The sequence below is a fragment of the Helicobacter monodelphidis genome (assembly GCF_003288845.1).
In the GTDB taxonomy this organism is placed as follows: domain Bacteria; phylum Campylobacterota; class Campylobacteria; order Campylobacterales; family Helicobacteraceae; genus NHYN01.
In genome coordinates, this window is record NZ_NHYN01000006.1 from 23,154 (window position 1) to 49,156 (window position 26,003).

19 protein-coding genes and 1 pseudogene are annotated in these 26,003 nt (G+C 36.8%); 4 read left to right on the forward strand and 16 right to left on the reverse strand.

All coding sequences use genetic code 11. The annotated features are described in order from the left end of the window. Nucleotides 1-106 precede the first annotated feature (106 nt). The 8 genes and pseudogenes from CCZ01_RS04155 to rfaD all read right to left on the reverse strand — a co-directional run bounded on the left by CCZ01_RS04155 (nt 107) and on the right by rfaD (nt 12,065). The gene (locus CCZ01_RS04155; RefSeq protein WP_112051978.1) at nt 107-1,366 is read right to left on the reverse strand and encodes an MFS transporter; all 1,260 of its coding nucleotides are present in this window, start codon (nt 1,364-1,366) and stop codon (nt 107-109) included. Between the two features lie 28 nt (nt 1,367-1,394). Beyond that, nucleotides 1,395-2,999 (reverse strand): annotated as a pseudogene (locus CCZ01_RS11005) (DNA translocase FtsK); the annotation flags it as partial. 2,429 nt (nt 3,000-5,428) lie between these two features. Continuing rightward, nucleotides 5,429-6,391 carry a UDP-3-O-(3-hydroxymyristoyl)glucosamine N-acyltransferase gene (lpxD, locus tag CCZ01_RS04165; RefSeq protein ID WP_112051979.1) on the reverse strand — a complete coding sequence of 321 codons (963 nt, stop codon included), beginning with the start codon at nt 6,389-6,391 and terminating at the stop codon, nt 5,429-5,431. A 15-nt stretch (nt 6,392-6,406) separates the two neighbouring features. Continuing rightward, the gene (gene ilvN / locus CCZ01_RS04170) at nt 6,407-6,877 is read right to left on the reverse strand and encodes an acetolactate synthase small subunit (RefSeq protein ID WP_112051980.1); all 471 of its coding nucleotides are present in this window, start codon (nt 6,875-6,877) and stop codon (nt 6,407-6,409) included. Between the two features lie 2 nt (nt 6,878-6,879). Continuing rightward, entirely contained in the window at nt 6,880-8,565 is a 1,686-nt protein-coding gene (locus CCZ01_RS04175) for an acetolactate synthase large subunit (protein ID WP_112051981.1), read from the reverse strand. A gap of 62 nt (nt 8,566-8,627) precedes the next feature. Beyond that, nucleotides 8,628-9,587 (reverse strand): phospholipase A, encoded by a 960-nt coding sequence (locus CCZ01_RS04180; RefSeq protein WP_112051982.1) that lies wholly within the window; start codon nt 9,585-9,587, stop codon nt 8,628-8,630. A 22-nt stretch (nt 9,588-9,609) separates the two neighbouring features. Further along, the gene (rfaE1, locus tag CCZ01_RS04185) at nt 9,610-11,070 is read right to left on the reverse strand and encodes a D-glycero-beta-D-manno-heptose-7-phosphate kinase (RefSeq protein ID WP_258436630.1); all 1,461 of its coding nucleotides are present in this window, start codon (nt 11,068-11,070) and stop codon (nt 9,610-9,612) included. After that, nucleotides 11,070-12,065, reverse strand: coding sequence for an ADP-glyceromanno-heptose 6-epimerase (gene rfaD, locus CCZ01_RS04190; RefSeq protein WP_112051983.1), 996 nt, complete (start codon nt 12,063-12,065; stop codon nt 11,070-11,072). The genes rfaE1 and rfaD overlap by 1 nt, the downstream gene beginning before the upstream one ends. 209 nt (nt 12,066-12,274) lie before the next feature. Between rfaD and CCZ01_RS04195 the strand changes: the two genes are divergently transcribed. From CCZ01_RS04195 to gap, 4 genes are all read left to right on the forward strand, one after another. Then, complete coding sequence (locus CCZ01_RS04195; protein ID WP_112051984.1) at nt 12,275-13,864, forward strand: flagellin B; 1,590 nt, start codon at nt 12,275-12,277, stop codon at nt 13,862-13,864. A 207-nt stretch (nt 13,865-14,071) separates the two neighbouring features. Next, entirely contained in the window at nt 14,072-16,135 is a 2,064-nt protein-coding gene (locus tag CCZ01_RS04200; protein ID WP_258436633.1) for a motility associated factor glycosyltransferase family protein, read from the forward strand. Nucleotides 16,136-16,143: 8 nt separating this feature from the next. After that, the gene (locus CCZ01_RS04205; RefSeq protein WP_112051985.1) at nt 16,144-16,752 is read left to right on the forward strand and encodes a methyltransferase family protein; all 609 of its coding nucleotides are present in this window, start codon (nt 16,144-16,146) and stop codon (nt 16,750-16,752) included. 65 nt (nt 16,753-16,817) lie between these two features. After that, nucleotides 16,818-17,807 (forward strand): type I glyceraldehyde-3-phosphate dehydrogenase, encoded by a 990-nt coding sequence (gene gap / locus CCZ01_RS04210; protein ID WP_112051986.1) that lies wholly within the window; start codon nt 16,818-16,820, stop codon nt 17,805-17,807. A 12-nt stretch (nt 17,808-17,819) separates the two neighbouring features. Here the strand turns inward: gap and CCZ01_RS04215 are convergent, their stop codons facing one another. The 8 genes from CCZ01_RS04215 to CCZ01_RS04250 form a co-directional block, all read right to left on the reverse strand. Continuing rightward, nucleotides 17,820-18,335, reverse strand: coding sequence for a type II secretion system GspH family protein (locus CCZ01_RS04215; protein ID WP_112051987.1), 516 nt, complete (start codon nt 18,333-18,335; stop codon nt 17,820-17,822). Nucleotides 18,336-18,345: 10 nt separating this feature from the next. Next, nucleotides 18,346-18,888, reverse strand: coding sequence for a hypothetical protein (locus tag CCZ01_RS04220; protein WP_112051988.1), 543 nt, complete (start codon nt 18,886-18,888; stop codon nt 18,346-18,348). Next, nucleotides 18,885-19,787, reverse strand: coding sequence for a menaquinone biosynthesis prenyltransferase MqnP (mqnP, locus tag CCZ01_RS04225; RefSeq protein ID WP_112051989.1), 903 nt, complete (start codon nt 19,785-19,787; stop codon nt 18,885-18,887). The genes CCZ01_RS04220 and mqnP overlap by 4 nt, the downstream gene beginning before the upstream one ends. Nucleotides 19,788-19,862: 75 nt before the next feature. After that, nucleotides 19,863-21,206 (reverse strand): ComEC/Rec2 family competence protein, encoded by a 1,344-nt coding sequence (locus CCZ01_RS04230; protein WP_146745216.1) that lies wholly within the window; start codon nt 21,204-21,206, stop codon nt 19,863-19,865. Continuing rightward, nucleotides 21,203-22,642 carry a replicative DNA helicase gene (locus CCZ01_RS04235; protein WP_112051991.1) on the reverse strand — a complete coding sequence of 480 codons (1,440 nt, stop codon included), beginning with the start codon at nt 22,640-22,642 and terminating at the stop codon, nt 21,203-21,205. The genes CCZ01_RS04230 and CCZ01_RS04235 overlap by 4 nt, the downstream gene beginning before the upstream one ends. Nucleotide 22,643: 1 nt before the next feature. Then, the gene (lpxC, locus tag CCZ01_RS04240; RefSeq protein ID WP_112052022.1) at nt 22,644-23,552 is read right to left on the reverse strand and encodes a UDP-3-O-acyl-N-acetylglucosamine deacetylase; all 909 of its coding nucleotides are present in this window, start codon (nt 23,550-23,552) and stop codon (nt 22,644-22,646) included. Between the two features lie 4 nt (nt 23,553-23,556). Next, the gene (locus tag CCZ01_RS04245; protein WP_112051992.1) at nt 23,557-24,531 is read right to left on the reverse strand and encodes a chemotaxis protein; all 975 of its coding nucleotides are present in this window, start codon (nt 24,529-24,531) and stop codon (nt 23,557-23,559) included. A gap of 1,142 nt (nt 24,532-25,673) precedes the next feature. After that, nucleotides 25,674-26,003 carry a hypothetical protein gene (locus tag CCZ01_RS04250; protein WP_112051993.1) on the reverse strand — a complete coding sequence of 110 codons (330 nt, stop codon included), beginning with the start codon at nt 26,001-26,003 and terminating at the stop codon, nt 25,674-25,676.

Below are 26,003 nucleotides of genomic sequence, written 5' to 3' on the forward strand. Positions count from 1 at the left end.
GCTTGCAGATTTTGCAAATTAGCATTAATTTCTATACCATTAAGATTCCACATTTGTCATATCAGATATTCTCTTATAGAATTTATCCAACCCCTCTCTTGAACTCTTAAGCTTTTTTATATGCCAAATCAAAACCCACAAAAAGAATGAGTAAGCCTGCAAATGCTATGCTTGCTAAAAATAAATACGCAAAATCATAGCCATAATATTGTGCGAAATACCCCGCGATACTCCCACTTAGCGCACCACCAATTCCGCCACTTGTGAGTGCAATACTTAAGCCCGTATTGATATGCCCACTTCCTTTAAGGATAATCATTATAAAAATAGGCAAAATAACACCTATAATCCCCGCACCCACACCATCTAAGACCTGCACAAACACCATACCACCAATCCCATCAAAAAACGCCGCTATCACACCTCGCACAATGAGTGCAACAAAACATGCACACAAAAGCCAAAAATATACGCGTAGGTTTTGTGTGTATATCTCCCTCTTAGCAGGAGTATCACTTGTCTTGTGGGATTCTATATTTGAGGGATTTTGAGAATCTGCACTGATATACTTCCCGCTCAAAAATGCAGTAAAAATCATCGTTGTTTGTGCGATAATAATAGTGGCTGCAGCATACGCACCGCTCGTATCTATGCCAAGCGTGAAAGCTCTCTGACTAAGTAGGGGCAACATCGCTGCGTTACTAAGGTGAAAGCAAAACATAAGAAAACTCACAAATAACACAGACTTATCGAAAAATACGATGAAAAATCCACTCGGCAAGATATTGCGTGAGCTTGCACCACACGCAATTTTATCATCGATGCTCCCTTGCTTGATACAGCCTAAAATCACCAACGAAATACCTCCTAAACACGCCGTTATTACAAAAACAGAGGCAATGCCAAAATAAAATGCGAAAATGAAACAAAGCACAGCTCCAAAAACTGAACCAGCATGTTTATAAGCTTCGTTGCGTGCGCATTGTAACGGATAATCCCTATATCCCACAATCCCAAGCGTAATGGCGGCAAATGCTGGAGCTAAAAACACTCCACTAAGAGCAATAGCGCTTTGTGCAAGGAGGGTAAAATAGAAATGAGGAAAGAAAAGATTAAGTATGCAAAAAATCATAATAAGAGCTATGCAAAACGCAATGAGTGGCTTTTTGTGCGGAGTCTTATCAATGAGGATTCCAAAAGGAATAGAGAGGCTTAGAGCGAGGAGGTGGGTTATCGTGTGAATAAGTCCAATTTGCGCTTCGCCAAAACCATGATTTTGAAGAAAAACGCCCATAAAAGGACCTAAGCCATCGCGCACATCGGCGACAAAAAAATTAAGCCAAACAAGGAGATTTGAACTTGCCATTAATATTCCTTATTGTAAAAATGTAAAGCTAATTTCCTAAAATCTCACGCACACCTTTTGTATTTGGTGCAGATAAAAATCCCTCCCTTTCTAACTCTTCAATGATATTTGCTGCCTTATTGTAACCAATATTTAAACGTCTTTGGATATAACTTGCTGAAGTCTTATTGTCATTTAAAATAACTTGCTTTGCTTGCGAATATAAATCATCATTCTCGATTCCACCTGCACGTTGGTTTACAGCTATAGAATCTGAATTTTTAAGAAATTCTTCATCATATTCCGGAGGACATTGCGCTTTCAAAAACTCCACCACCCTTACAATTTCCTCTTCACTGCTCCAAGGTGCATGTAAACGCCGAATCCCACTTCCATCTGGTGGCATAAACAACATATCTCCACGCCCAAGCAAAGTTTCCGCCCCAAAACAATCCAGAATCACCTTAGAATCAATCTTTTGTCCAACTTTATAACTAATGCGGGATGGAAGATTTGCTTTAATAGAACCTGTCACAATATCCACACTTGGACGCTGTGTCGCAATAATAAGATGAATACCGCTTGCACGTGCCATTTGTGCAAGCCTTGCAATGTGAAACTCTACCTCCTTACCCCCCGTCATCATCAAATCTGCTAATTCATCAATCACAACAACAATATAAGGTAAGGTTTCTTTACCTTCAAGTCTCATTTTTTGGTTATAATTTTCAATATTTTTCGTTTGAGCCATACTCATTGCTGAATATCGTTTTTCCATCTCCGAAACAGTCGCACTAAGGGCGATTATTGCTTTTTTAGGCTCAGTAATCACAGGTGTAAGAAGATGTGGAATATCATTATAAATACTAAATTCAAGCATTTTTGGATCAATCATAATTAATTTCAACTGCTTTGGCGTGTTTGCATACAATAAAGATAAAATCATCGCATTAATCCCCACACTTTTACCACTCCCTGTTGTCCCTGCAATGAGTAGATGAGGCAAACGACGCAAATCTGTAACATAGGGGTTTCCCATAATATCCTTACCTAAAGCAAGCGTTAATGGAGATTCAGATTCTACAAATTCCCGACTCTCCAAAATATCCCTAAGTAAAATCATTTCACTTTGACTATTAGGAATTTCAATACCCATCACATCTTTTCCGGGAACGGGGGCTTGAATCCGTAATGTTCTTGCTTTCAATGCCATCGTTAAATCATCACTCAAATTAAGAATACGGGAAACCTTAATGTGTGGTGCTGGACGATATTCAAAAGTCGTTACAACTGGTCCTGTGTGAATATTGACAATATCACCATCAATCTTAAATAACTTCAGCTTACCCAAAAGATTATTAATTTTTTGGTCAATTTCTGCCTCATCAACCTCAAATGGCTCACCGCTTGAAGCTTGCAAAAAATGCAAAGGAGGAAGAACAAAATCTGAATTTTGGCTAGGTTGTTGCACTGGCATAGATTGCGTTGGCTGTGGGGTGGGTTGGGATATATTTGACATAGGACTTGCTTCTTGAGAATGTCTTGACTGAAAAGATTCTTGTATCTTTGGTTGTGGGGTGGCTTGCGGCTGCATTGATGATTGTACTGGTTGTGGTGCGATAATAGGAGGAGGGGCATTAAAAATTGCTGGATGAGGGGTTTGTGCAAATTCAACACCATAGACAGGCAAACCACTATAAGGCACAAAGATGGGCTGCGTCTGATTTGCTGAATTATTATTCAATGCCACATCATCAGTAAAATTCTTTGGGTCTATGCCATCTGTATTATTATCTGTAGTATTCTCAGCCACCGCATTTTGTTCTTGCTCAAAGTCCTTAGGGCTTAGCAAACGCACCTTTTGTTGTTGCTTAAAAGCAAAATCAATTTCTAAGCTCTGCGTAATTGTGCTAGATTCTTTCTTAGAATATCGCTCACCCACAATTTCTACATTAAAAGGAGATTTTTCCAAAGGTTTTAGGAACGATTTATGTAAAGATTGTGTCTCCTCCTGTAAAGATTCTCGATGCAAAATTTCTTGCTGAATCTCTAAGGCATTTTCTTTAACTACATCTTTCAGTTCGCTTAACCATTGTTCTTCACTTAAATTCTCCTCTTCATCTAACTCCTCCATTTTTATGGATTCTGTAGATTCCATCCTAGAATGTTGGGGTGTGCGGTAAATTAGTGTTTTGGGAGTTTCTTTAGATGCATTTTCTGCCACACTTTTCGCTGCCCTTTGCTTAAGGGCTGTCGGTGAAAGCTCCTGATAACCCGTATTTAAAGGTTGCTGTATTGGTGCTTGACTCGTCTCTTGTGTGTATGAATTCTGGGGCTTTTGGATAGGATTAGGGTTAGATGTAGCCTTAATGAGGCGAATGCGACTAATAACCTGTTCATCGCTCTGTGGAGCAGGTAATGCGGTATCCTCATAATCTGAACCTGCACTACCTGCAAAATTTGGGTCGCTACCCTGTGTTTTTTGTGCCTTCTGTGCATCCATATCAACAATGGGAATGGAAAGAAAATCATTCTTTACCGGAGTTTCTCTGCCTTCCTCTTTTTTAGGCATAGAAATAGGAGCGGCATCAAGCTTAACAAAAGGATAGGCGACCATATTTTTTGAAGTAGACACTTTTTCTTTGGGTTCTTCCTCTGAATCTTCTATTATAGAATCCTGATTCAGTGACTCCATTTGATTCTCCACCAACTTTGAATCTATTTTTTGTGGTAATTCTATGTTTTCTTTTTTGGAAAAAATCTCATTTTGAAGTTGTCTTGCAGAATCATTTAATTCTGAAATACCCTTTGAAAACATATGCCCCATTTGTTTAAAAATAGCTTGAGATTTCTGCCCAATCTGCTTTAAAGATTCTAAAGACTCTGAAGAATCTTTAGAGGTATGTCCAGATTTTTTTTCTTTGGGTTCATTATTGGGTTTATCAAAAGAATCTAAAGGCACTGTCTGTTCCAAAGAATCTGGCACATTCTGTGAAGTTTGTGATTCTTCACTTTCTGTTGTTTGTTCTGCCTTATTTGTCAATTGTTCATCTGAACAATTTTTAGATTCTTTAATTGGCTCTTCTAAGTCAACCTGTGAGTACTCTTCTGCAGCCTTAATTTCTGTCTGCTCCAAAGAATCTGGCACATTCTGTAAATTTTGTGATTCTTCACTTTCTGTTGTTTGAGAAAGCATTGCTTGTGAGGATTCCATATCATCTGAAGTTTGGTCTAATTTGGCATTATCATTCGGTTTTCGTTCAAAAAGTGTTTTCAAAGATAAAAAAGTTTTTTGCAAAAAAGAATCTTGACTTTTTTTCTGCTGTAAATCTTCTGCAACTTCCTCTTCTTTAGGCTCTTCTTTTAATTCTTCTTGTGTCTGTTGTGTTTCTGACATTTGTAAATTTTCTTGCTCTTGCTTTATACGTTCTGCCTCAAGCATTTCCTTGATAGAAGGTAGACGCTTTTGCTCTTCTACTTCAACCTGAATTTCTATGGCTTCTTGCTCATTTATAATCTCAACTTTTTGAATAGTTTTTTCTTTTCTCTTATGAAATTGAGGCAAAAAATCTTTCATTTTCATATTTTTTATCCCTTTAATTTGTGTCATTAATTGAGAGAATATATTTCGCATATCCTCTCGTATATCATTTAAAAAAGTTTGTGGTGTCTGATTCATTAGCACAACAATACTTCCAAAAAATAAAGCTAATGCACAGCTTACAATCAAGGGTGGAGCAATATATAAAGATAAAATCTCAATCATAGCCACACCAATCACACCACGCCACTGCCCAGAAAATAAAGTTGCCTGAATCAATAAAAGCATCACTCCAGCAATAAGTAAAGCCAAAATCGCTTCAAAATGATAACGTGCAAAAGACTGGATCTTAAAGAGTCGATAACCCAAATACGCTAAAAATGGGCTATAAAATAATGCAGATGCACCTAAATAATAAATATTGTTATGCGTCCAAGCATCTGCATACACTCCAAATGCACCTAATAAAATCCATACAAAATTAATGCCTAAAATCGCATAAAAAAGATAGGCGAATTGTTCCTTTTTAATGCAACCCCTCCTTAACGTTTTGCTGATGCAAGTTTTTTCAAATTAGCTTGAATCTTCAGCCACTCTCTATGTTCATAAGAGGGAAATCCTGAATAGATTTTTTTAGGTGCTAAACTTTTTGAAGCGGTGGAACGAACAGTCAATGTCGTAAAATCGCCGATGTGCAAATGCCCAGCTGCCCCACTTTGTCCACCCATTACTACATTCCGACCTGTCGTTGTAGAACCTGCAAGCCCAGCTTGTCCTGCAAGTAAGGAATGTTCTCCAATTACACAATTATGTCCAACTTGAACAAGATTATCAATTTTTGTCCCTCTCTTAATGCGCGTTTCTCCAAAAACTGCACGATCAACAGCTGTGTTTGCACCTACCTCAACATCATCTTCTAAAATGGCTATACCACTATGATAAATCTTCACATGTTCCCCTGCTGCTGTATGTGCATAACCAAATCCATCGCTACCAATCACAGAATTTGCATGAATAGATACGCGGTGTCCAATCACACTATCGCGGTAAATTACAACATTTGGATAAATTAAACAATCATCGCCAATACTCACTCCCTCGCCAATCGCTACTCCACTCATAAGAATCGTATTTTTACCAATTTTTGTCCCATTTCCAATAGTTACATTAGGCTGAATCACAGCAGTTGTATCAATTATTGGCGGTTCTTTACATGCACCAAATGGAGGTTTTGTGAACAACTTAGTAAGATAAGCAATAGCAAGGTAAGGATCATCACACACAAGCGGGATAGCCTTTGAGATATTTTTAAATTGCTTCAAATCTTTTTCAAAAATCAAAACTGCTGTTGCTTGACTTTGTGCAAGTAATGGAAAATATTTTGAATGATTAATAAAACTAATGTCTCCATTCTTAGCATCTTTGAGTGATGCAAGTCCCGTAATCTCTGCCTCCACATTCACGCTTGGTAAATGCAAATAATCGGTAATTTCTTTTAAAGTCATATCAATTCCTTATAATTAATTTCTTTCCATTGCTACAACGCCACTTCGGACAATTTCTTTAGGTTTAAATCGTTTTGCCAAATCAATTAAATCATTGATTCTTGCTGGTGATCTTGTTGCCACTAAAATAACTTGCTTGGAATCCCCTGCGGCAATTTCTCCCCCAAAAGAACGTGCTAATGCTTCAATTTCAGCTAAGGGAGTATCAGCCGAAAACTTAATTAATGCCATTTCTTTCTCCACCATCACAGAATGCTGCGTAACAGTTAAGACGGGGATAAGCTTGTGTAATTGCTTGATAATTTGTTCCAAAACCTTAGAATCTCCGCTTGTTGCAAGAGTAATATGAGAAAGATCACTCTCTGGAATGGGTGCAACACTTAGAGATTCAATATTATATCCTCGTCCTGCAAACAACCCTGATATACGCGATAAAACGCTACTTTCATTAATCGCTGTAATAGAAATTACTTGTCTTTGTTGCATTTTTATTCCTTGTATAACATCATATGAGAAAGTGCAGAACCCGCTGGAACCATCGGTAAAACATTCTCAAGCCTATCAATCACAACCTCAATTAAAGCGACTTTATTTTGTCGCACCGCTTCCTTAAAAGCATTATCAAATTCTTCCTTACTTTCTACCCTAAAGCCAATACCACCAAATGATTCAGCTAGCTTAACAAAATCAGGCTGTGCACTTAAGTCTGTATGAGAATACCGCTCCTCGTAAAAAAAAGTCTGCCACTGCCTCACCATACCAAGATAATTATTATTTAAAACTACATTAATAACAGGAATGTTTTTTTCAACCGCCGTCATCAATTCTTGAATATTCATTAAAATTGAACCATCACCACTAATATTCACAGAAATTTTGTCTGCTCTTGCTCGTTTAACACCCATAGCAGCAGGAAAACCAAAACCCATCGTCCCCAAACCACCACTTGTAATAAACTGCCTTGCAAAACTAAAAGGATAAAATTGTGCTGCCCACATTTGGTGTTGCCCAACATCAGTTGAAATAATTGCTTCCTCTCCCACAATCTCTCCTATGCGCTGAATCACCCATTGAGGCTTTAAAGGAGAGCTAGAATCTTTAAAACGCAAAGGATGCAAACAATCATAACGTTTGAGTTGTTCACGCCATTCCTGCCATTGATTCTTCAAGTTTTCATCAAGCAACCCGTTTAGTTCATGCAATACTTCCTTGACATCACCTACAATGGGGTATTGCACCTCAACAATTTTGCTAATACTGCTTGGGTCAATATCAATATGAATAATTTCGGCATAACGTGCAAATTCACTGAGTTTTCCTGTAACGCGGTCATCAAATCTAGCACCTACAGCAATCAGCAAATCCGTTTCACTCATCGCAATATTGGACACATAACTCCCATGCATACCTACCATTCCTAAAAGCAAGGGATTATCGCTCTTGACTACGCCCCTTGCCATTAAGGTTTCAACGGCTGGAATCTGCATTTTATGCATCATCAAATTCACAAGATCACTTGCAGAGGCACTCACCACTCCACCACCAATATACAGTAGAGGTTTTTTTGCGTTTAGAAAAGCTGCTGCTGCTTTTTTAATTTGCCTCATATTCCCCTTTTTTGTTGGCTTATAGGTTTGCAAATTCAACTCTTCTGGATAGTTAAATTCACCTACCATCGCACTCACATCTTTAGGAATATCAATGTGCACTGGTCCTTGTCGCCCACTCCTTGCAATATAAAACGCTTCTTTCAGGACACGCGGTAAATCTTGTATATTTTTTACAAGATAATTATGCTTTGTGCAAGGGCGTGTGATGCCAACTGCATCAATTTCTTGGAATGCATCTGTTCCAATAAGGCTTGTTGGAACTTGCCCACTTAAAATCACCAACGGAACAGAATCCATATAAGCCGTCGCAATGCCTGTAATAGCATTAGTGATTCCAGGCCCTGAAGTAATGACAGCAACGCCCACTTCCCCACTCGCTCTTGCATATCCATCAGCGGCGTGAATGGCGGCTTGCTCGTGTCGCATTAAAATATGTTCAAAATCACATTGTTTGTAAATTTCATCATAAACATTCATTACCGCACCGCCCGGATAACCAAAGACGACTTTCACTCCTTCATTTTTGAGGGCTTGTATGACCATCTCTGATCCGTTCATCCTCATTGTTCTCTCCTTTAAATGTTTAAAGATTGGAGGTTTATTGTAGCAATTTTTTGCTTACAAATTTACCTTGATAACTTAAGCCCAATCCCTAGTCTCTCTACACTACGATTATAATCAATCAAACTTTCTTTATATCCTGAATAATATTGCACTAACAGATAGACACTATTTCCTAACAAAAATGCATAATCAAAACTTCCAAATCCACGTTTATGCTTCATACTTCCCCCAAAATGCACACTAAAAAGATGTCGATTAAACTGATAAGAAAGGTAAGCTTCCGCATTTCCAGTATATTGTAAAATATCTGGATTATCATCACCATGCACATCAAGCGGATATTGTTTACTTCGCTCCCTAATCCTCCACCAAAATCGTGTTTCTAACCTAAAAGTTTCATAACTATACACTAAACTACCCACAATTCTATCCCAACTACGGGAATTTTCCAAACCTCCCCCATTGCTTTCATGCATATAAGAAATTCCCAAACTTTCAAGATAGCCAAAGTTTGCAAGATTAAAATCAATATCATAAAGAAAAAGCACTTCTGGTTGATAATTGCTCTCGCGAAAAGGGCGCGAACCCTCTTGATCGTAAATTTGCCAAAATGATCGTTGCGTATAGGTTAGATAAAGCGTAATAGGCTTATTATTGATAAGTAAGGGTTGTCCTGCTATTTGCCGAACTAAGGGGGCTTTAAAGCTAAGTTGGAATTTTGCCTCCGTGCGATTCTGCCTTTGTCGATGATTCAAAGCATAGTTTGCAGGAAGAACATAATTACTACGATAAGGGGTGATACCTAAAATATCTGTTAGAAAATTCTTACTCACACCATACTCGCTCATCAAAATATAATCGCCTTTAAAACGAGAGCGGTCGCGCTGAATAAGATTCTTTTCAGAAAGTAAAGCCTCTTGCAAGTTTTCATAAGCATATTTTTGTGGCACTTCACCTCTAAAGCGACTGGCGTTAAGAGGAATCAAAAACATAAAGCATAAGACAACAAGAATCAAACGCATAGCTTTTCCCCTATTGAACCAGTTAACACGAATTTTTTATTTTTTGAATAACGGAGCTACTACTATACCCTTCTAAAAATTCAACAAGTTTCACTTTTGACGCATATTGACTACCCACAACTTCTTTACCAAAATAATCTCCGCCTTTTACAAGCGTATCTGGACGCACAATCTCAATCAAAGAAAGTGGAGTCATTTCACCAAAGGCAATCACATAATCTACACATTCTAACGCACATAAAACACCCAACCTATCTTGTAATGAATTAATCGGACGAGAATCCCCCTTTAACGCACGCACAGATTCATCATTGTTTACACCAAGAATCAAAACATCGCCAAAATTCTTTGCTTCCTGCAAATATCGCACATGCCCATAATGTAAAATATCAAAACAACCATTACTCCAAACAATCCTTTTGCCCTCAAGTCGCAATTCCTGCAAAAGTATAGGTAATTTTTCAAGAGTAACAATCTTATTTAAAGGTGAATTTCCCACTTTAGAACCCACTTTAAAATGTGCCATAATTTCTTCTAAAGAAGCAGTTGCACTTCCAATTTTGGACACAACAACAGCTGCAGCAGCATTAGCAAATGCACACGCTGATTCTAGTTTTGCTCCTAAACTTAAAGCAAAACTTAAAGCAGAAATCACTGTATCTCCAGCCCCTGTAACATCAAAAACTTCCTTTGCCACCGTTGGAATTTGGCACATTTTATCTTGTTGTAAAACTGCAATCCCTTCTTCACTTAAAGTGATAAGTGAATATTCTAACTCACAACTCTCCTTCAACATTCTTAACGCCGCGTACAAACTAGAATCATCAACAATCTCAATCCCTGTTGCCTCAAATGCTTCTTTTTTATTAGGTGTAAGTAGGGTTGCATAGCGATACTTCGTATAGTCTCGCCCTTTAGGGTCAACAAGGATAATTTTATGGTGTTTGTTTGCTTCTGTAATAATCGCTTGGCTTAGGCGATGTGTCAAAACCCCCTTGCCATAATCTGAAATAATCACACCATGAGCTTGCGTAATATGCTTACGCACCGCACGGAGAATCGCCTCCTCGCATTCACGCGAAATATCACTTTTTTGCTCCCAATCCACACGTGCCACCTGTTGATTTGAGGCAATAATACGGCTTTTTTGCGTTGTAGGACGCCCTTTTTGCACAATTACACCCTCTTGCGAAAGATTCAGCTCTCTAAATCGTTGTAATAGCTCCTCACCCTTTTCATCCTGCCCAATCACACCACAAGCTAACACCTCTGCACCAAGTGATAAAAGATTATGCACAACATTACAAGCACCACCCAAAATATGATTTTCCTTCTTCACTTCAATAACCGCCACAGGTGCTTCTGGAGAGATACGTTCACAATTCCCCCATATATAATGATCTATCATTAAATCACCAATCACTAGAAAATAGGGCTTAATTAGCGGTTGTGTAGGATTTAATCCCAAAATTTGCTGAAGCACTAATGAACCTCTTTTTTAAAGATATGTTTAATTTCACGGCTATAAGCCTTAATGCCAGCTTCGAGTGAGAATCTAGGTTTATAACCCAAATCAAGCATTGTACTATCAATATCCGCACAGGTATGATTCTGAAAGAAACTATAGGGGTTATCAATATATTTTATCTTACAGTGGATTCCTAAATATTCTTTTAAAAGATGGACAATCTCATTGTAGCTTCTTGCTTTACCAAAGCCAACATTATAAACACCACTTCTTTTTGCCTCAAGTGCTTTCATATTTGCTTGAATCACATCTTCAATATAAACAAAATCACGCAACTGATTGCCATCTGTAAAAAGTCTTACTTTTTTATGTTCTAAAGCTTGAAGTCCTAATTGCAACACCATAGAAGCAGTTTTTCCTTTATAAAATTCACCTGCTCCATAAACATTGAAGTATCGCAATCCTATAATTGTCATTTTTGGATTCTCCTCTGCAAAATGCATAGCCAACTTATCCATATTTAATTTAGAAAATCCATAGATGTTTTCGGGTATTTCGCCCTCACCTACAACATTAGGTGCTGGAGAATTCCCATATACACCGGCTGAAGACGCATAAATAACCCTTGCATTCTTCCTTTGAGCAAGTTTCAAAATTTCTAAAAAGGCATTACAATTTGTCCGCATAACAAGCTCTTCATCAAGCATAGTCGTATCTGAAATAGCTGCTTCATGAAAAATATAATCAATTGGGTATGGCTCTAAAAGTGCCAAATCATTAGAGTTCGTAATGTCACCCACAATCACTTCACCATTAAAACCAATCAGATTCTTAAAATGCCCCAGTGAAGCAGAATATTCTTCTAATGGCTGATTGCGAAACTTATCAAATACAATCACACGTGCTTGATGGTGATAAGCAAGATGTTTGGCAATATTGCTACCAATAAAACCAGCACCACCACTCACCACAATCGTTTTTCCGCTCAATGTGCCATCAATATACTTCATTCTCCCCTCCTAATCATTTGAGATAAAAAATCATACCTCATCAATCCTTTAAAACTCGCATTATTCAGAACAAAAACCGATTTTTAGCCACTAAACAACGATGAATAATTTTACAAAAAAATTCAAACTTGTTCAAAAAAGTATCTTTTTTGGAACGCTTATTGCTTTAATTCCTCCAAATACCAAAAATTTTCAGCAAAGGATGCAAAATGGGTTTTGTAATCAACACTAATGTGGCTTCCCTCAATGGGCATGCCGTAGGACTACAGAATGGTCGATACTTGGACACTGCTCTTGAAAGACTAAGTTCGGGGTATCGTATTAACAAAGCAGCAGATGATGCTTCAGGTATGGCAATTGCCGACTCCTTACGTTCCCAAGCTTCTTCATTGGTTCAAGCAACAAGAAATGCCAATGACGCAGTGGGTATGATTCAAATTGCGGATAAAGCAATGGATGAACAAATCAAGATTCTCGATAGCGTAAAGGCTAAGGCTGTTCAGGCTGCACAAGATGGGCAGACTTCAAAAACAAGAAAAGCACTCCAAAGCGATATTTTAAGACTCTTGGAAGAATTAGACAACATTGCAAACACAACAAGCTACAACGGGCAAGAAATGCTTTCAGGTGCGTTTACAAATAAAGAATTCCAGATTGGTGCATATTCTAACACAACCGTAAGAGCATCAATTGGACCAACAAACACAAGCAAGATTGGACATGTTCGTTTTGAAACAAGCTCAATGACAGCTGAAGGAATGCTTGCTTCAACAGGACTTAATAACCTTCAAGTCATTAAATTACGTGCATTACAAGTTGATGGCATCAATAATGTAGATTTAGAATCTGTCCGCATCTCTACTTCAGCAGGAACGGGGCTTGGGGCGTTAGCTGAAGTGATTAACAAAAATTCTAACCAACTTGGCTTTAGAGCAAGCTATAATGTTGAAGGACGCGGAAGTAACGAATTAATGTCTGGAACAATTCGTGGCTTGGTGATTAATGGCGTTACAATTGGTGATGTGATTGATGTTCAACAAGCAGATAGAGATGGACGTTTAATTAAGGCAATTAATGATGTAAAAGAGCAAACAGGTGTTGAGGCAAGCATTGATGTCAATGGACGTTTAACACTCACAAGCACAGATGGACGAGCAATTGCTGTGAATGTCGGTAGCGTTTGTGGTGCAGGAACACCTCCACCAAACGGACAAGCTGCACAGGGTGCATGGGACATGTTCGGAGGCGGAAACTTTGCGGGTATCACTGGCGGTTCTCACACAATCGTAGGTCGTCTAACACTCACAAGACATGGCTCAAGAGATATTCGTTTAAGTGGTACTGGATTTTCTCTTATAGGAATGCACTCTGCTCAAGGTATCGCACAACAAACTGTGAATCTAAGACAAGTGCGCGATAATATGGACGCAAACCTTGCATCAGCTATTGGTGCAAATGGGAATATCGCTGTTGCGTCTACAAACTTTCTAGGGCTTGGTGCTGGAGTAACAAGCCTTCAAGGTGCAATGGCTGTAATGGATATGGCTGAATCAGCAACTTTACATCTTGATATGATTCGTGCGGATTTGGGTTCTGTTCAACAACAACTTGTTGCAACAATCAACAACATTACAATCACTCAAGTGAATGTAAAAGCAGCTGAATCAAATATTAGGGATGCAGACTTTGCAGAAGAATCAAGCACATTCACAAAACACAACATTCTTGCACAATCAGGAAGTTTTGCTTTAGCACAAGCAAATCAAGTGCAACAAAATGTTTTAAAATTACTCCAATAAATAATCTTCCCTCTTTCCCTCCTTTTGGAGGAGGAGTTTTTTAAGCTCATGCTCTAAGAAAGAAAAGAATGATGATTGAGTTTTATTCGCAATGATTCATTCTCATAGCAAGGTTATCAAAAATCTTTGGCTTGTAGGAGCAGTTTATTTCTCCTTATTCTTTAATAGAGTATAATAGCAAAATCATTTCAAACTAAAGGATTCAGAGTGGCAACAACAAACCAACAGGACAATACACAACAAAACACACAGAATGTGGATTCACATTCAGAAATTTTTGCAAAAAATATAAAAGCGTTAGAAGCTATTGATTTACTCACAGCCATTGAATTGCGAGGAGTTAAGGCAAATGAAAAATTTGAAACTTATATTGATTCAGACCCAGTCAATATCAACTTTATCAACAAGCAAGACTTTCAGCCGATGTTTTCGGGAAAACCCTCGCAAGAAACGCTCAAAAAAGTGCAAGAATTAACATCTCTTCAGCTTTACCCCCATTTATATTTCTTTGGTGTGGGCAATGGCGTCTTATATCGTTTATTGCTTAATAGCAATGAACAACTTAAACATCTTGTTGTGATAGAACCAGAACCTGAAATCCTTTATAATGTTCTTCATTTGATTGATTTTAGCCAAGAAATTCTCAATCGTCGCATTGAATTTCATCTCTTTAAAAATATCGATAAAATCACTGCGGAATATATTTTTGGACATACGACATCAACCCTTTATTCTCGTCTGTATGAATTACGCATTTTTAACAACTATTATAATCGCTACATAGAAGAAATTATAACCTTAAATCGCATTTTTGTAGAAGTGATTGAAAGTATTGTTATTTCAATGGGGAATGACGCAAATGACTCTGTTGTGGGATTGCAACATCAATTATTAAATATGAAAACAATGATTGAGAGTCCAACTTATAGGAATTTTGTTCAAAAAGCAAAAACTTCAGCAACAGCAATTATTGTTTCCACAGGTCCAAGCCTACACAAGCAACTCCCCATTCTAAAAGACATTGCTCCTTTTGTAACTATTTTTTGTATTGACGCCTCCTTCCCCATTCTCACAAAAGCAGGAATTAAACCTGATGTTGTTTTAACATTAGAAAGAGTTAAGGAGAGTGCAAAGTTCTATACAGACACACCAAAAAAAGCACAAGATGGCGTTACCTTTCTCATTACCTCCATTGCACACAAAGATACCTTGAATGCCATCAATAAGGGGACAAAAATCTTACCCATGCGTCCATTTCCTTACACATTCTATTTTAACTTAATAGAGTATGGCTATGTTGGTGTTGGTATGAGTGCTGCAAATATGGCTTATGAAGTTATCCGACATGCACAATTCGATAATATCGTTTTTATTGGGCAAGACCTTGCTTATGGAAAAGATGGCACAAGCCATTCTAAAGGAGCGGTTTATGGAGAAAGAGAGATTACAACCGATACAATGGCAACAAACAAAGATATGATTATGCTTGATGCTTATGGCGGTAATGGAAAGGTGCAAAGTACTTATGTATGGCGTTTATTCTTAAAATACCTTGAACTTGAGATTGCAAAAACTCCAGGCCATATTCGCGTAATTAACGCAACTGAAGGGGGAGTGAGGATTCATGGTGCTGAAGAATTTAGCTTTAAGGAAGTCGCTGCAAGCGTGGATAGAAGCCACACCAAAGAACCAATCAACGTTAGTCGACTCTCCACAGCACAAATCAAGAAAAATATGAATAAAGCACAAAAAAGAATTGACTCCATTCTCTCAAGTGGCTACAAACAAAAAGCAAAGCTTGAAAAAATCTTCTTAGAAATTTGTGCAACAACTGAAGAATTAGAAAGGTTAAACAAAACCCAACAATTAGATAAAATTAACTTCAAAAAGCTTGACCGACTCGTTGAAAAAATCAACAAAGCAAAAGATGGGTTTATTAATGATAGCAAAATGCGTATTTTTGACAATATCGTGCAAAGCTACATTATCCATCAAGAGATGGAGCTAGCAAAGATTTCTACGCGTTTAGCCCACACAGATATGGATTTGAAGGTAAGGCAAATTGATTGGATTTATGCACATCGTTATTGGTTTTTTAGTCTTGCTGGTGGAATTGATACCACTCTTGAAGTTATCAAGAATGCGGCAAGCTCTTGGATGAAGATTGACCCAAAATATAATCAAATCCAAACCACTGTGGAGACAAAAGCACCTAAACAAGAAACCACCACTACAAATCCAGAGATTCACAATGGTATTCTAAAAATTTGAGGACAAGAATGGAAAAACCTTTTAAAAGATTTCCCTACACCTATGCCGTAGGTGCTATCTTATTTATATGGACGCTCGTTAGCTACACAGCCCATAGTGATACAGTAGCATTGGTAATTCGTGCAACAGGAATCATACTCATCATTCTAGGTGTTTTGGGACGTGTATACTCAACAATTTTTATTGGCGGTATGAAAAATGAGGGGAGTGATGGTAAAAGCTTTATTGATTATGGTCCTTATAGTATTACTCGTAATCCTTTATATTACTTTTCCTTTGTCGGGTTTTGCGGACTTCTAGCCATAAAAGCTCAAGTTATTTTTTTGGTAGTGGGGGCAGTGATTTACCTTTTAGTCTATCGTGCGACAATTACTTCAGAAGAAGAATTTCTAAGGCATAAATTTGGAGAACCTTACGAAGAATACATCAAAAAAGTGCCAAGATTCTTTCCGCGATGGTGTGCGTTCCACACACCTGATTATATTCAAATTCGCCCTGCATTCTTACATAAAGAGATGCTACGTTCACTAAATTGGGTTTTACTCACATTAATTTTGCTAGGAATTGAGTCTTTGCATTATTTTGATATCCTACCCCATTTTGCATATGGTTTTTAAAGGCTGATAGCTTTTTAAGCACTCTTAGCATACCATTCTAAATCATTTTATCCAAAGGAGGAAATGTGGCAACTCTAAAAATTGCTATCAATGGATGCGGACGCATTGGACGGGCGTTGGTATCTTTAGTCCATCAATCTACAGATTTACAACTTGTAGGCATTAACGATATTATGCCTATAGAAATGCTTGCTTATGCATTAAGCCACGATTCCGTTCATCAAAGAAATCTCAAAGTCCAAGTTAAAAATAATCAACTTTTCATACAAGATAATCCAATTATTTACACACAAAAAAAGAATCCGCAAGAAATTGACTTTGGTGAAGTTGATGTTTTGATTGAATCAAGTGGATTGTTCTTGCACAGCGATATCCTTCAATCACACCTTAAAAAGGGTGTTAAGAAAGTTATTATTTCTGCACCAGCGACCGATAACACTCCGACTTTTGTTTTAGGTGTTAATCACCATCTCTATCAAGGAGAATCCATTATATCCAACGCAAGTTGCACAACAAACTGCTTAGCACCTATAGCCATGCTACTTGATGAAGCATATGAAATTAATTGTGGGACAATCACTACAATTCATTCTTATACAAACGACCAAAAAATTTTAGACCACACACATCATACAGATTTTAGACGATCAAGAGCTGCGGCCATCAATATTATTCCAACAACAACAGGAGCAGCGAAAGCACTATGTGTTGTTTTACCCAATCTTAAAGGAAAATTGCACGGACATTCTGTGCGCGTACCCGTGCCTAATGTTTCTATGCTTGATTTAAATGTTAGATTACATTCTAAGGTGAATGCTGATGACATTAATACTATGCTAGAGGAAGCGTCATTGACACGACTAAAAGGTATATTAAGTATAGACTCTCATTATGGTGTTTCAAGTGATTTTTACAACAACCCACATAGTTGTATTATCGCAAAAGACTTAACATTTGTCATTGCAGATAATATGCTAAAAATAATGGCGTGGTATGATAATGAATGGGGATATTCTAATCGTTTGTTAGAGATGTCAAGATGGATTAGCCATTAAGCCCTTTTTGGGCTAGATATTAGCTAATTTTAAAGTGAATTCCACTTCGCCCTTACTGACACGCAATTCCTTAGCTATAGAATCTACACTCCAGCCATCTTTAAACATACTGATAATTTTCTCTCCATCAACACCATTCGCACTTGTTGGAAAATAGCTCACTTCTTTGATTTTTTCCTCCAAATTCCCCAATCGATCATCAAGTTGCTCTTTGTATTCTTGGAATTCTTCTTTCAACATCTCTACTTCAGCATAAATTTGAGATGAGATTTTACTTACAGAGTCTTGTAATTCTTCTTTTAAATTACGTGAAAGCGTGTTGAAAGCAATGGAATAATCATTATCTTGCTTATCTTCTTTTTGCTTTTTATCAACTTTATGAATCTGACGTAACAATTCGTCAATAATCTTTTCTTGCTGTTTAAGAAGCTTCATTGTTTCTAAATCTTTAATGTAAATATAAACCAAAATACAAAAAAGGGCACAAACAATTCCAATGATAGCAATCCAAACCAAATTCTCTAACATTTTTCCATCCTTAATTACCTTTTAATTCACGAATTATAGCACGTTCTCTGGAGGTGATATAACCATCCCAATCCCGCTCATCTCGCTCATGCATTTTTTTTACCTTTGCCACTTCCCTCGTTACGGCTTCTAAAAAAAGGGGAACAATCCTTTGCGGAAAAACAGGAAGGTCAATCCTTGCGTAGTAAATTGCCCCCACTTCAAACAATACCTTTGGCATAATCACAACACCATGCCCCAATGCTTGCACATTCTCCTTACATTGCAACTCAAGATACTCCCTTGTCTCGTTTGTCATAATTCGTTTCAATTCATCGATTTTATAGTGTAAAGCAACCAAAAGTTTAAGCGTTAACTCATCGCTCTCTTTTGTTTCACCCCTTGATTTCGCTATTTTCATATACTGTCCCAGCGGGTCAGTGTCCATATTAGAGAGTGAGGAATACTCTTTTTCATAAGGAAATAACTCCTCTTTAGTATTGCCCATTTTCGAAAATTCTAATGTTAAAGGAACAGGAACGGTTCTCCCCCAAGATTGATTCTGCTGACTCATAGCATTACATCCATAATTAAAATCACTAAAAAAGCTATACCCAAATAGCCATTCACGACAAAAAAAGCTTTAGGAATATGACAAAAATCCCTTGCCACTAAAATATGCTCATAAGCCAACATCGCCGCACTTAAAACAACAGCTAAATACGCAATGCCCCCGAGTGGAGAGGAGTACAAAAATATACTCCAAAAAATGATAGTACAAACATGAAAAAAGCGCGAAATGTTTATTGCACCCTTGACCCCAAACTTTGTGGGAATGGAATGCAAATTCTCTTTTTTATCAAATTCCACATCTTGTAAAGAATATAAAATATCAAATCCTGCTACCCAAAAAATCACCCCTAATGATAAAAAAATTGCCCAATAAGGAATCGCCTCATCGATGGCAACAACTCCAGCAATGGGTGCTAACCCCAAAGAAAGCCCGAGTACAAGATGAGCTAAAGACGAAAATCTCTTCATATAAGAGTAAAGTGCAAGAATACCTAAAATCGGAAAAGAAAGAATAAAAGCCAAAAAATTAATACAATAAGCAATCCCAATAAAAGCAAGTGCATTCAGGCAAATAAATACTAAAATCTTAAAAGAATTAACACGTCCATCAACACTCGGACGATTCTTTGTTCTAGGGTTTTTAATATCAATATCACGATCACAATAGCGATTAAACGCCATCGCAAAATTTCTAGCACTCATTGCCGCTAGAATTCCGAGAATAAATAGACGCCAACCAAACCACTGCATACCCTCTTCTACACTATAAGAGGCAGTAATCATTGCAATAATAATAAAAGGTAATGAAAAAATTGTATGCTCAAAAGCAACAAGCTCATTAAAGTCTTTGAGTGTCTTTTTAAAGGTGTCAAAAACTCCTTGATTACGACTCTCTACCACTCTTTTGCTCCCTCATTTCATATTCATTTCTTTGCTCTCTGACTATCAAAAGACAAAAACAACCCTTATTTTATCTCATTGCAACAAAAAAAGCGATAAATTATAAGAAAAAAACGCTAAACAATATAGATTTAGAGCATAAAATAACCTTCTAAAGGGAATTGCAGCAAAACAAAGAAAAATCCATATTCCCAAAATAACCTTTGTTGTTTTAACTGCAATAACAGGAATCTCTAAAGCAGAAGCCCAAAGAATCAAAGAATCTGCAACATCTCCTATTCCTATCAAATGAGCAATCAAAACAAATGGATAAAAAAAGTTAAATGCCAAAGTAAGCGGAATGGAGAGTAATGCAAGCGGTGTAAATGGTGTAAAAATAAAATGAACAGGAATAAGCATAAATAAGAAAATACCAAGATTAAATAATATAATATTCCAAATTGAAATAGTTGGAATATACTGAATAAAAAGCAAGATATAAAAAACTCCAAGCATAGATAAAATAAAACCGATTGAAAAAAGAAGGCTGGGGAATAAAGCAATCATCAACAATCCTAAAGCAAAAAATGAATGCAACGAAACCACACGAACACCGCCAATAAATAGTAGATAAGAACAAAGTGCCATACAAAATGCACGCAAAAATGAGGGTGTAAATCCCAATAACAATAAATATAAGAATCCAAAAATAACAGGGATAGACAACAAATCCATCAATGCATTCCGATAAGGAAAATAGTGATGATGAAAATAACGATAAGTTGGATAAGATAATAATAAAATAAAAAAACTCAAAACACCGTAATGGTAACCACTAATCGCGAAAAGATGGGCAATTCCTAGAGCATTCGCTAAAGAACGCATTTGATAATTCAAAGAATCAGCTAGAAAAAGCGTATGGTAGACATTTGCTGCAATTTCTGAAGTATGTTGTTTCGTGATACTCTCTCGAATCTGTTGTTTAAAATGATACTCTTGAGGTAAAACCGCAATATCAACACTGAATGCGTAAAAACCTTGCAAATACTGCAAAAATGTCAGATTCTTTGTTACAAGAACAACGCGTACGCGTCTATGCATAAGATTCTTAATATCTTCTTTTGTTGTTGTATAAAAGGAAATATGCTTATTTTGTAACCGTAAGACGGAATATTCTCCATTCTTGCCTACCTTCGTGTACTGGTTTAAAACGGAGGCTTCGATTACAGAGAATCCCTCCTTGAAACCGCTTGTTTTAAATGAAAGAAATGCACGGTATTCTAAACCTAAAGAAACCATTGCAATCACACCAACTACAACTAAAAAAACAACCCATTCCTTAAAGTTTGATAGTAATGGAGGCGTTAGATGGGAGGAGTTTACTCTCCATAATTCCCCACGAAAAACAGAAAGAACATACTTTAAGAACGGTTGCTTCACAAGTGCATATTTGGTACTTCAACATTCATTGACATACCCATTTTTGTCGGTTTTTGCTCTTGGATACTCACACCAAATTCACGATTTTGATCAACAAAACGCGTACAAGCTTTATGAAAAGTTAATTTTATTGTACCTATTGGTCCATTTCTTTGCTTTCCAATAATGATTTCAGCCTCTTCCTCACTTTTTGGCACATAAGTTGGAACAAATTCTTTGTTTCCATCTTTCTTTGCTTGTTTTGCCTGCTTTTTTTGTTCTTTTTCCAAATAAACATCATGGCGATAAATAAACAAAATCAAATCTGCATCTTGTTCAATAGAACCCGACTCTCTCAAATCAGAAAGCATAGGACGTTTATCATCACGCGACTCTAGACTACGATTTAATTGGGAAAGGGCGATAATAGGCATCTCCAGCTCTCGAGCAAGCATCTTTAACCCTCTTGTAATTTCGCTAATCTCCAAATATCGTTGTCCACTATTTGGTGTACCAATCATTAATTGTAAATAATCAATGATGGCTAATCTGATTTGTGGATGTTGACTTTTTAACTTCCTTAATTTCGCACGCAAGGCCGAAATAGATAGCATACCACCATCATCAACAAACAGAAATTTACGACTCATCCCATCAGCCGCATCAGTCAATGAAGACAATTCTTCATCATTTAAATTCCCCGTCCTTAAATTCTGCAAAGGAATAGAGGTTTTTGCTGAAAACATACGCAACATTAATTGTTCTGCAGGCATCTCTAAAGAAAACATTGCTACGCCCCCATTCCCATCCAAAACTTTTTGGGCAATATTTAAAACAAAAGCCGTTTTTCCCATACCAGGACGTGCAGCAATCACAACCAAATCACCTACACCAAACCCCGTTGTTATACGATTAAGGTCAACAAATCCGGTATCTAAGCCCACAATAAGACTATTACCGCGTTCCTTCATTTTTTGAATCCACTCAAGCGTGCCAACAACAATTTCTTCGGCACTTCTAAAATCACTACCTTGTGAATTCTGTGCAATTTTATAAATTTCTTGCTCAATATTATCCAAAATATCTTCGGCTGATTTACCTTCTTTTTGAGATTCTTCCTTGATTCTCACAGAAAGTTTTTGAAGTTGCCTTTTAACAGAACGATTCTTAATTTCTTGAATATAATTTTCTTTTTGTGCGACAGGATTTGTCCCCTTAATATCCAAAATATCTTCACGGTCAATAGGACGTTTTTGGGAAGATTTTTGTAAAATAAATTCTTCGTCAAGAGGTAAGTTCTGTTTGTCAAGTTCGATAAGAACTGAAAAAATATTCTGGTGGGCAGGGTGGAGAAAATCTTCCTTTCTAAGTTGGGAAGATATTTCTTCAAGTAAGGAGGGATCAAATAAAATTGTGCTGATAATTGCCCTCTCTAGCTCAATAGTATAAGAATCCAAATCAATCCTTACAAGAATCTAAAGCAAAGATTTTTTCAATCGCTAAAGATTGTGTATCTTCTTCATTAAGTGTAACTATCTCATAAGCATTAGGATTGCCCAAAATTTGTTTTGTCAAAAGATGGTTTAGCTTGTGGCTACCCGCATAAGAAACATAGCTACCAAAAAGTGGCACGCCCAACAATGCCATATCACCAATCGCATCAAGAATCTTATGCCTTACAAATTCTTCTTTGTAGCGCAAACCCTCTGGATTCAATATCTTTGTTTCATCAAGGACAATCGCATTTGCCAAAGAACCCCCCAGTGCCAAGCCCTTTGAACGCAAATACTGCACCTCATGCAAAAATCCAAAAGTTCTTGCTTTTGCAATTTCTTCTTTATATGCTGTTGTTGAGAAATAAAATTGATAAGCCTGCTTTGCAATTGCTGGGTGCTTAAAATCAATCTCAAAATCAAATAGGCTTTTGTCGCTAGGGGTAATACGCACAAACTTATCACCTTCTTTTACTTCAATTGTTTCCTTAATCTTCATAACTTTTTTAGGTTCATTTTGAGGGACTATCCCTGCTTCATCAAGCAACATACAAAAACTAATACTACTGCCGTCCATAATAGGCATTTCTTCATTATCTACAGAAATATGTAAATTGTCAATCCCGTAAGCATAAACAGCAGATAAAAAATGTTCAATTGTCGAAATACGGGCATTATCCTTACCAACAACAGTTGCCATTGTTGTATCTATCACACATTCTGGAGTAAGCTTAAAGCTCACTCCCAAATCAGAACGCGTAAAAACAAGCCCGCTATTTTCTGGTGCTGGTTCGAGCTTCAAACGCACAGGGACACCTTTATGCAAACCAATACCGACAAGATCAACATTTTTTTGAATCGTTTTTTGTTTCATCACTCTACCCTCTTTGTTCTTTAGGCACTAAAAACCGACGTATACATTCCTCAACCTGCATAGGTTGAGACTTACTAATAAAGTCATCAGCGTTCAAGGAACGTGCAAGTTCTTCATTGCTACTTCCGCTCATTGATGAGTTCACTACAATAGGAATATGTGAAGTTGACGGATCATTCTTTAGTTGCTTAATCACTTCAAACCCGCTTGCTTCTGGCATTTCAAGGTCCGTAATCACCATACCAATGCGGTCAATATTTGTATTCGCATTAAAAATATAATTAAGCAATTTTTGTCCATTTGGGAAATCGCGATAATGCAACCCCGCTTTAGAAAGAATATTCCTCATTGTTTTCAAAACACTGGGTGAGTCATCAGCAATAAGAATATCTTTATCGCTATGGAATCTTTGTAGCCTCTTCATCTCCTCTTCTTTTTCTGTTTCAATCCATGGGAAAACATCCACGAGCATTTTTTCAATATCCACAATTTGCACTAAAGATCCATCAAAATAACGGGTACGACTCACTAGTTTACTGTTCTGCCCTGTCGCACCAAAACCAACATTTTGCTCAATCTCTGTCCATTTTTTATTTAAAATTCTATCTGCCTCATAGATTCTAACCCCTACAGTCCAACGCGAGAACTCACAAATCATAACAATATCTTCTTCACCCTTCTCGCGCTTTATTGCATATTGCCTCAAATCGCGTGCCTTAAATTGAGGGTCATAGTAAAACCACTTCCGTAAATCAATCAGGGGAATCGTTAGCTCCCTCATCGTAATCAATCCCTCCACTAATGAAGTTCCATCATGCGTTACAACAGTTAAGCTACCCCGATATTTTACAACTTCTTTAATTTTAAATACATTCACTCCATAGAGGTCCTTACCCTTCTCTAAACGAAAGCAAAGTAATTGCAATTCATTATTTCTATGAAGATTGGTGATTTGATCTACATTGGATAGATTTGCCATATTGTCTAGCCTTTTTATATTACTTTAGAGACAATTATAACAATTTCGCCGTATAATAAAACTTAAAAAATGCTTTTTAAACGATTCTGACAACAAAAACTACAATATACAAGTAAAATATCTGCCATAATTTCGTTACAAACAAAATTCAAACTCGAAAACAAGAGAATTAGAATGGCATACTTTTAAACAAGCTGAAGAAATATTTTTCCTTAATCTGACTCAAACAAACCACTAAAATTAAAACTGATGCCTATGCAAAAATTGTAACTATTGCATACACCTAACACCATACAACCGATATGAAAATAGAAAAATTTGGATAAGAAAAAAATTTAAATCTTGCCAAATACACAAAATAATCTGAAAATCACGCTTTTATGCGGGTATTTCCAGACAAAATTCAAAACAACAAGATTAATAAGTAGTACGCAAAATTATCTCTATACAATAGGGTTTTCCAACCCATAAAACAAGACATTAAAGAGATAATTGCTTAAGTTTTTGTATCAAATCAAGTTTAAAGCGAGAAAAAACCTATCAAGGCAATGATATTTTCATTCACCAAATGAAATTTTTAGCAAGAATATTAATATTTGCTAAAAAGCACTTGTTAGAATATTAATAATCTTATTTGTTTAGATTCAAATGGAATTCATTTTAAAAAAATTGGTCTTTTTGTTTTAAATACAGGTTCATTTTGTTAGTATTCATATCATATTTAGCGTAAATTGTTTTAATATAAAAACACCCAATCCTAGAATCTCCCTTACAAATTTGTGATTATATATATCATTTTATAGGGACTTTTTAAGAGAAAATTACCTCTTACAATTTCATCAATGGTACTTAATCAATTTTGTAAGTCTTGTTTCTCAACACATAAATAAGAGGGATAGGCATCTAAGCGTTACTTCTTGAGTAAAATCTCTATTTCGCATCCAAAAAATCCAAATTTTAGACACAGTACTCGCACAGGACACCATATTATTTTTTTATAGCTATCCCCCCCTTAGGGTGCTTTACCCATACCTCTAGAAGTAACGTAGCGACAACAAACGATGACAAAGATTATTTAAAAGGTTAAATCTCTCAAAAGAGAACTCTATCAAATTAAAATAAATATAGACTCTATATGATACCTATTTATCATCAGCCTTAAATTTACTTTTAGAAAGTTGATCTAACATTTTCTCACGCCATTCCTGAGAAGGGCAACTTGCGATTAAATCATTAAATTGTGCACGACTACACTCCACCGCTTCTATTGCCTGCATTAAAGAATAACCTAATTCTTGGTTAGCTTCTTTTGGAAAAATTTTCATTAATACCTCCGCTTCCTGGACGCTTAAAGGTTGAGAGCGTTCATTTAACAACAAATCAAGTAATGCTTGATATTCTCTCACCAATTCTTCTGTAATTTCTTTACGGCTTTCCTCAATCTGAACAATTTTCTGAATTTCCTTTTGCAT

What these genes read in the sequence shown, in the direction of transcription:
- CCZ01_RS04155 (WP_112051978.1), bottom strand. Translation starts at nt 1,366, where the DNA reads ATGGCAAGTTCAAATCTCCTTGTTTGGCTTAATTTTTTTGTCGCCGAT.
- lpxD (WP_112051979.1), bottom strand. Translation starts at nt 6,391, where the DNA reads ATGACTTTAAAAGAAATTACCGATTATTTGCATTTACCAAGCGTGAAT.
- ilvN (WP_112051980.1), bottom strand. Translation starts at nt 6,877, where the DNA reads ATGCAACAAAGACAAGTAATTTCTATTACAGCGATTAATGAAAGTAGC.
- CCZ01_RS04175 (WP_112051981.1), bottom strand. Translation starts at nt 8,565, where the DNA reads ATGAGGATGAACGGATCAGAGATGGTCATACAAGCCCTCAAAAATGAA.
- CCZ01_RS04180 (WP_112051982.1), bottom strand. Translation starts at nt 9,587, where the DNA reads ATGCGTTTGATTCTTGTTGTCTTATGCTTTATGTTTTTGATTCCTCTT.
- rfaD (WP_112051983.1), bottom strand. Translation starts at nt 12,065, where the DNA reads ATGAAGTATATTGATGGCACATTGAGCGGAAAAACGATTGTGGTGAGT.
- CCZ01_RS04195 (WP_112051984.1), top strand. Translation starts at nt 12,275, where the DNA reads ATGGGTTTTGTAATCAACACTAATGTGGCTTCCCTCAATGGGCATGCC.
- CCZ01_RS04205 (WP_112051985.1), top strand. Translation starts at nt 16,144, where the DNA reads ATGGAAAAACCTTTTAAAAGATTTCCCTACACCTATGCCGTAGGTGCT.
- CCZ01_RS04215 (WP_112051987.1), bottom strand. Translation starts at nt 18,335, where the DNA reads ATGTTAGAGAATTTGGTTTGGATTGCTATCATTGGAATTGTTTGTGCC.
- CCZ01_RS04220 (WP_112051988.1), bottom strand. Translation starts at nt 18,888, where the DNA reads ATGAGTCAGCAGAATCAATCTTGGGGGAGAACCGTTCCTGTTCCTTTA.
- lpxC (WP_112052022.1), bottom strand. Translation starts at nt 23,552, where the DNA reads ATGAAACAAAAAACGATTCAAAAAAATGTTGATCTTGTCGGTATTGGT.
- CCZ01_RS04245 (WP_112051992.1), bottom strand. Translation starts at nt 24,531, where the DNA reads ATGGCAAATCTATCCAATGTAGATCAAATCACCAATCTTCATAGAAAT.
- CCZ01_RS04250 (WP_112051993.1), bottom strand. Translation starts at nt 26,003, where the DNA reads ATGCAAAAGGAAATTCAGAAAATTGTTCAGATTGAGGAAAGCCGTAAA.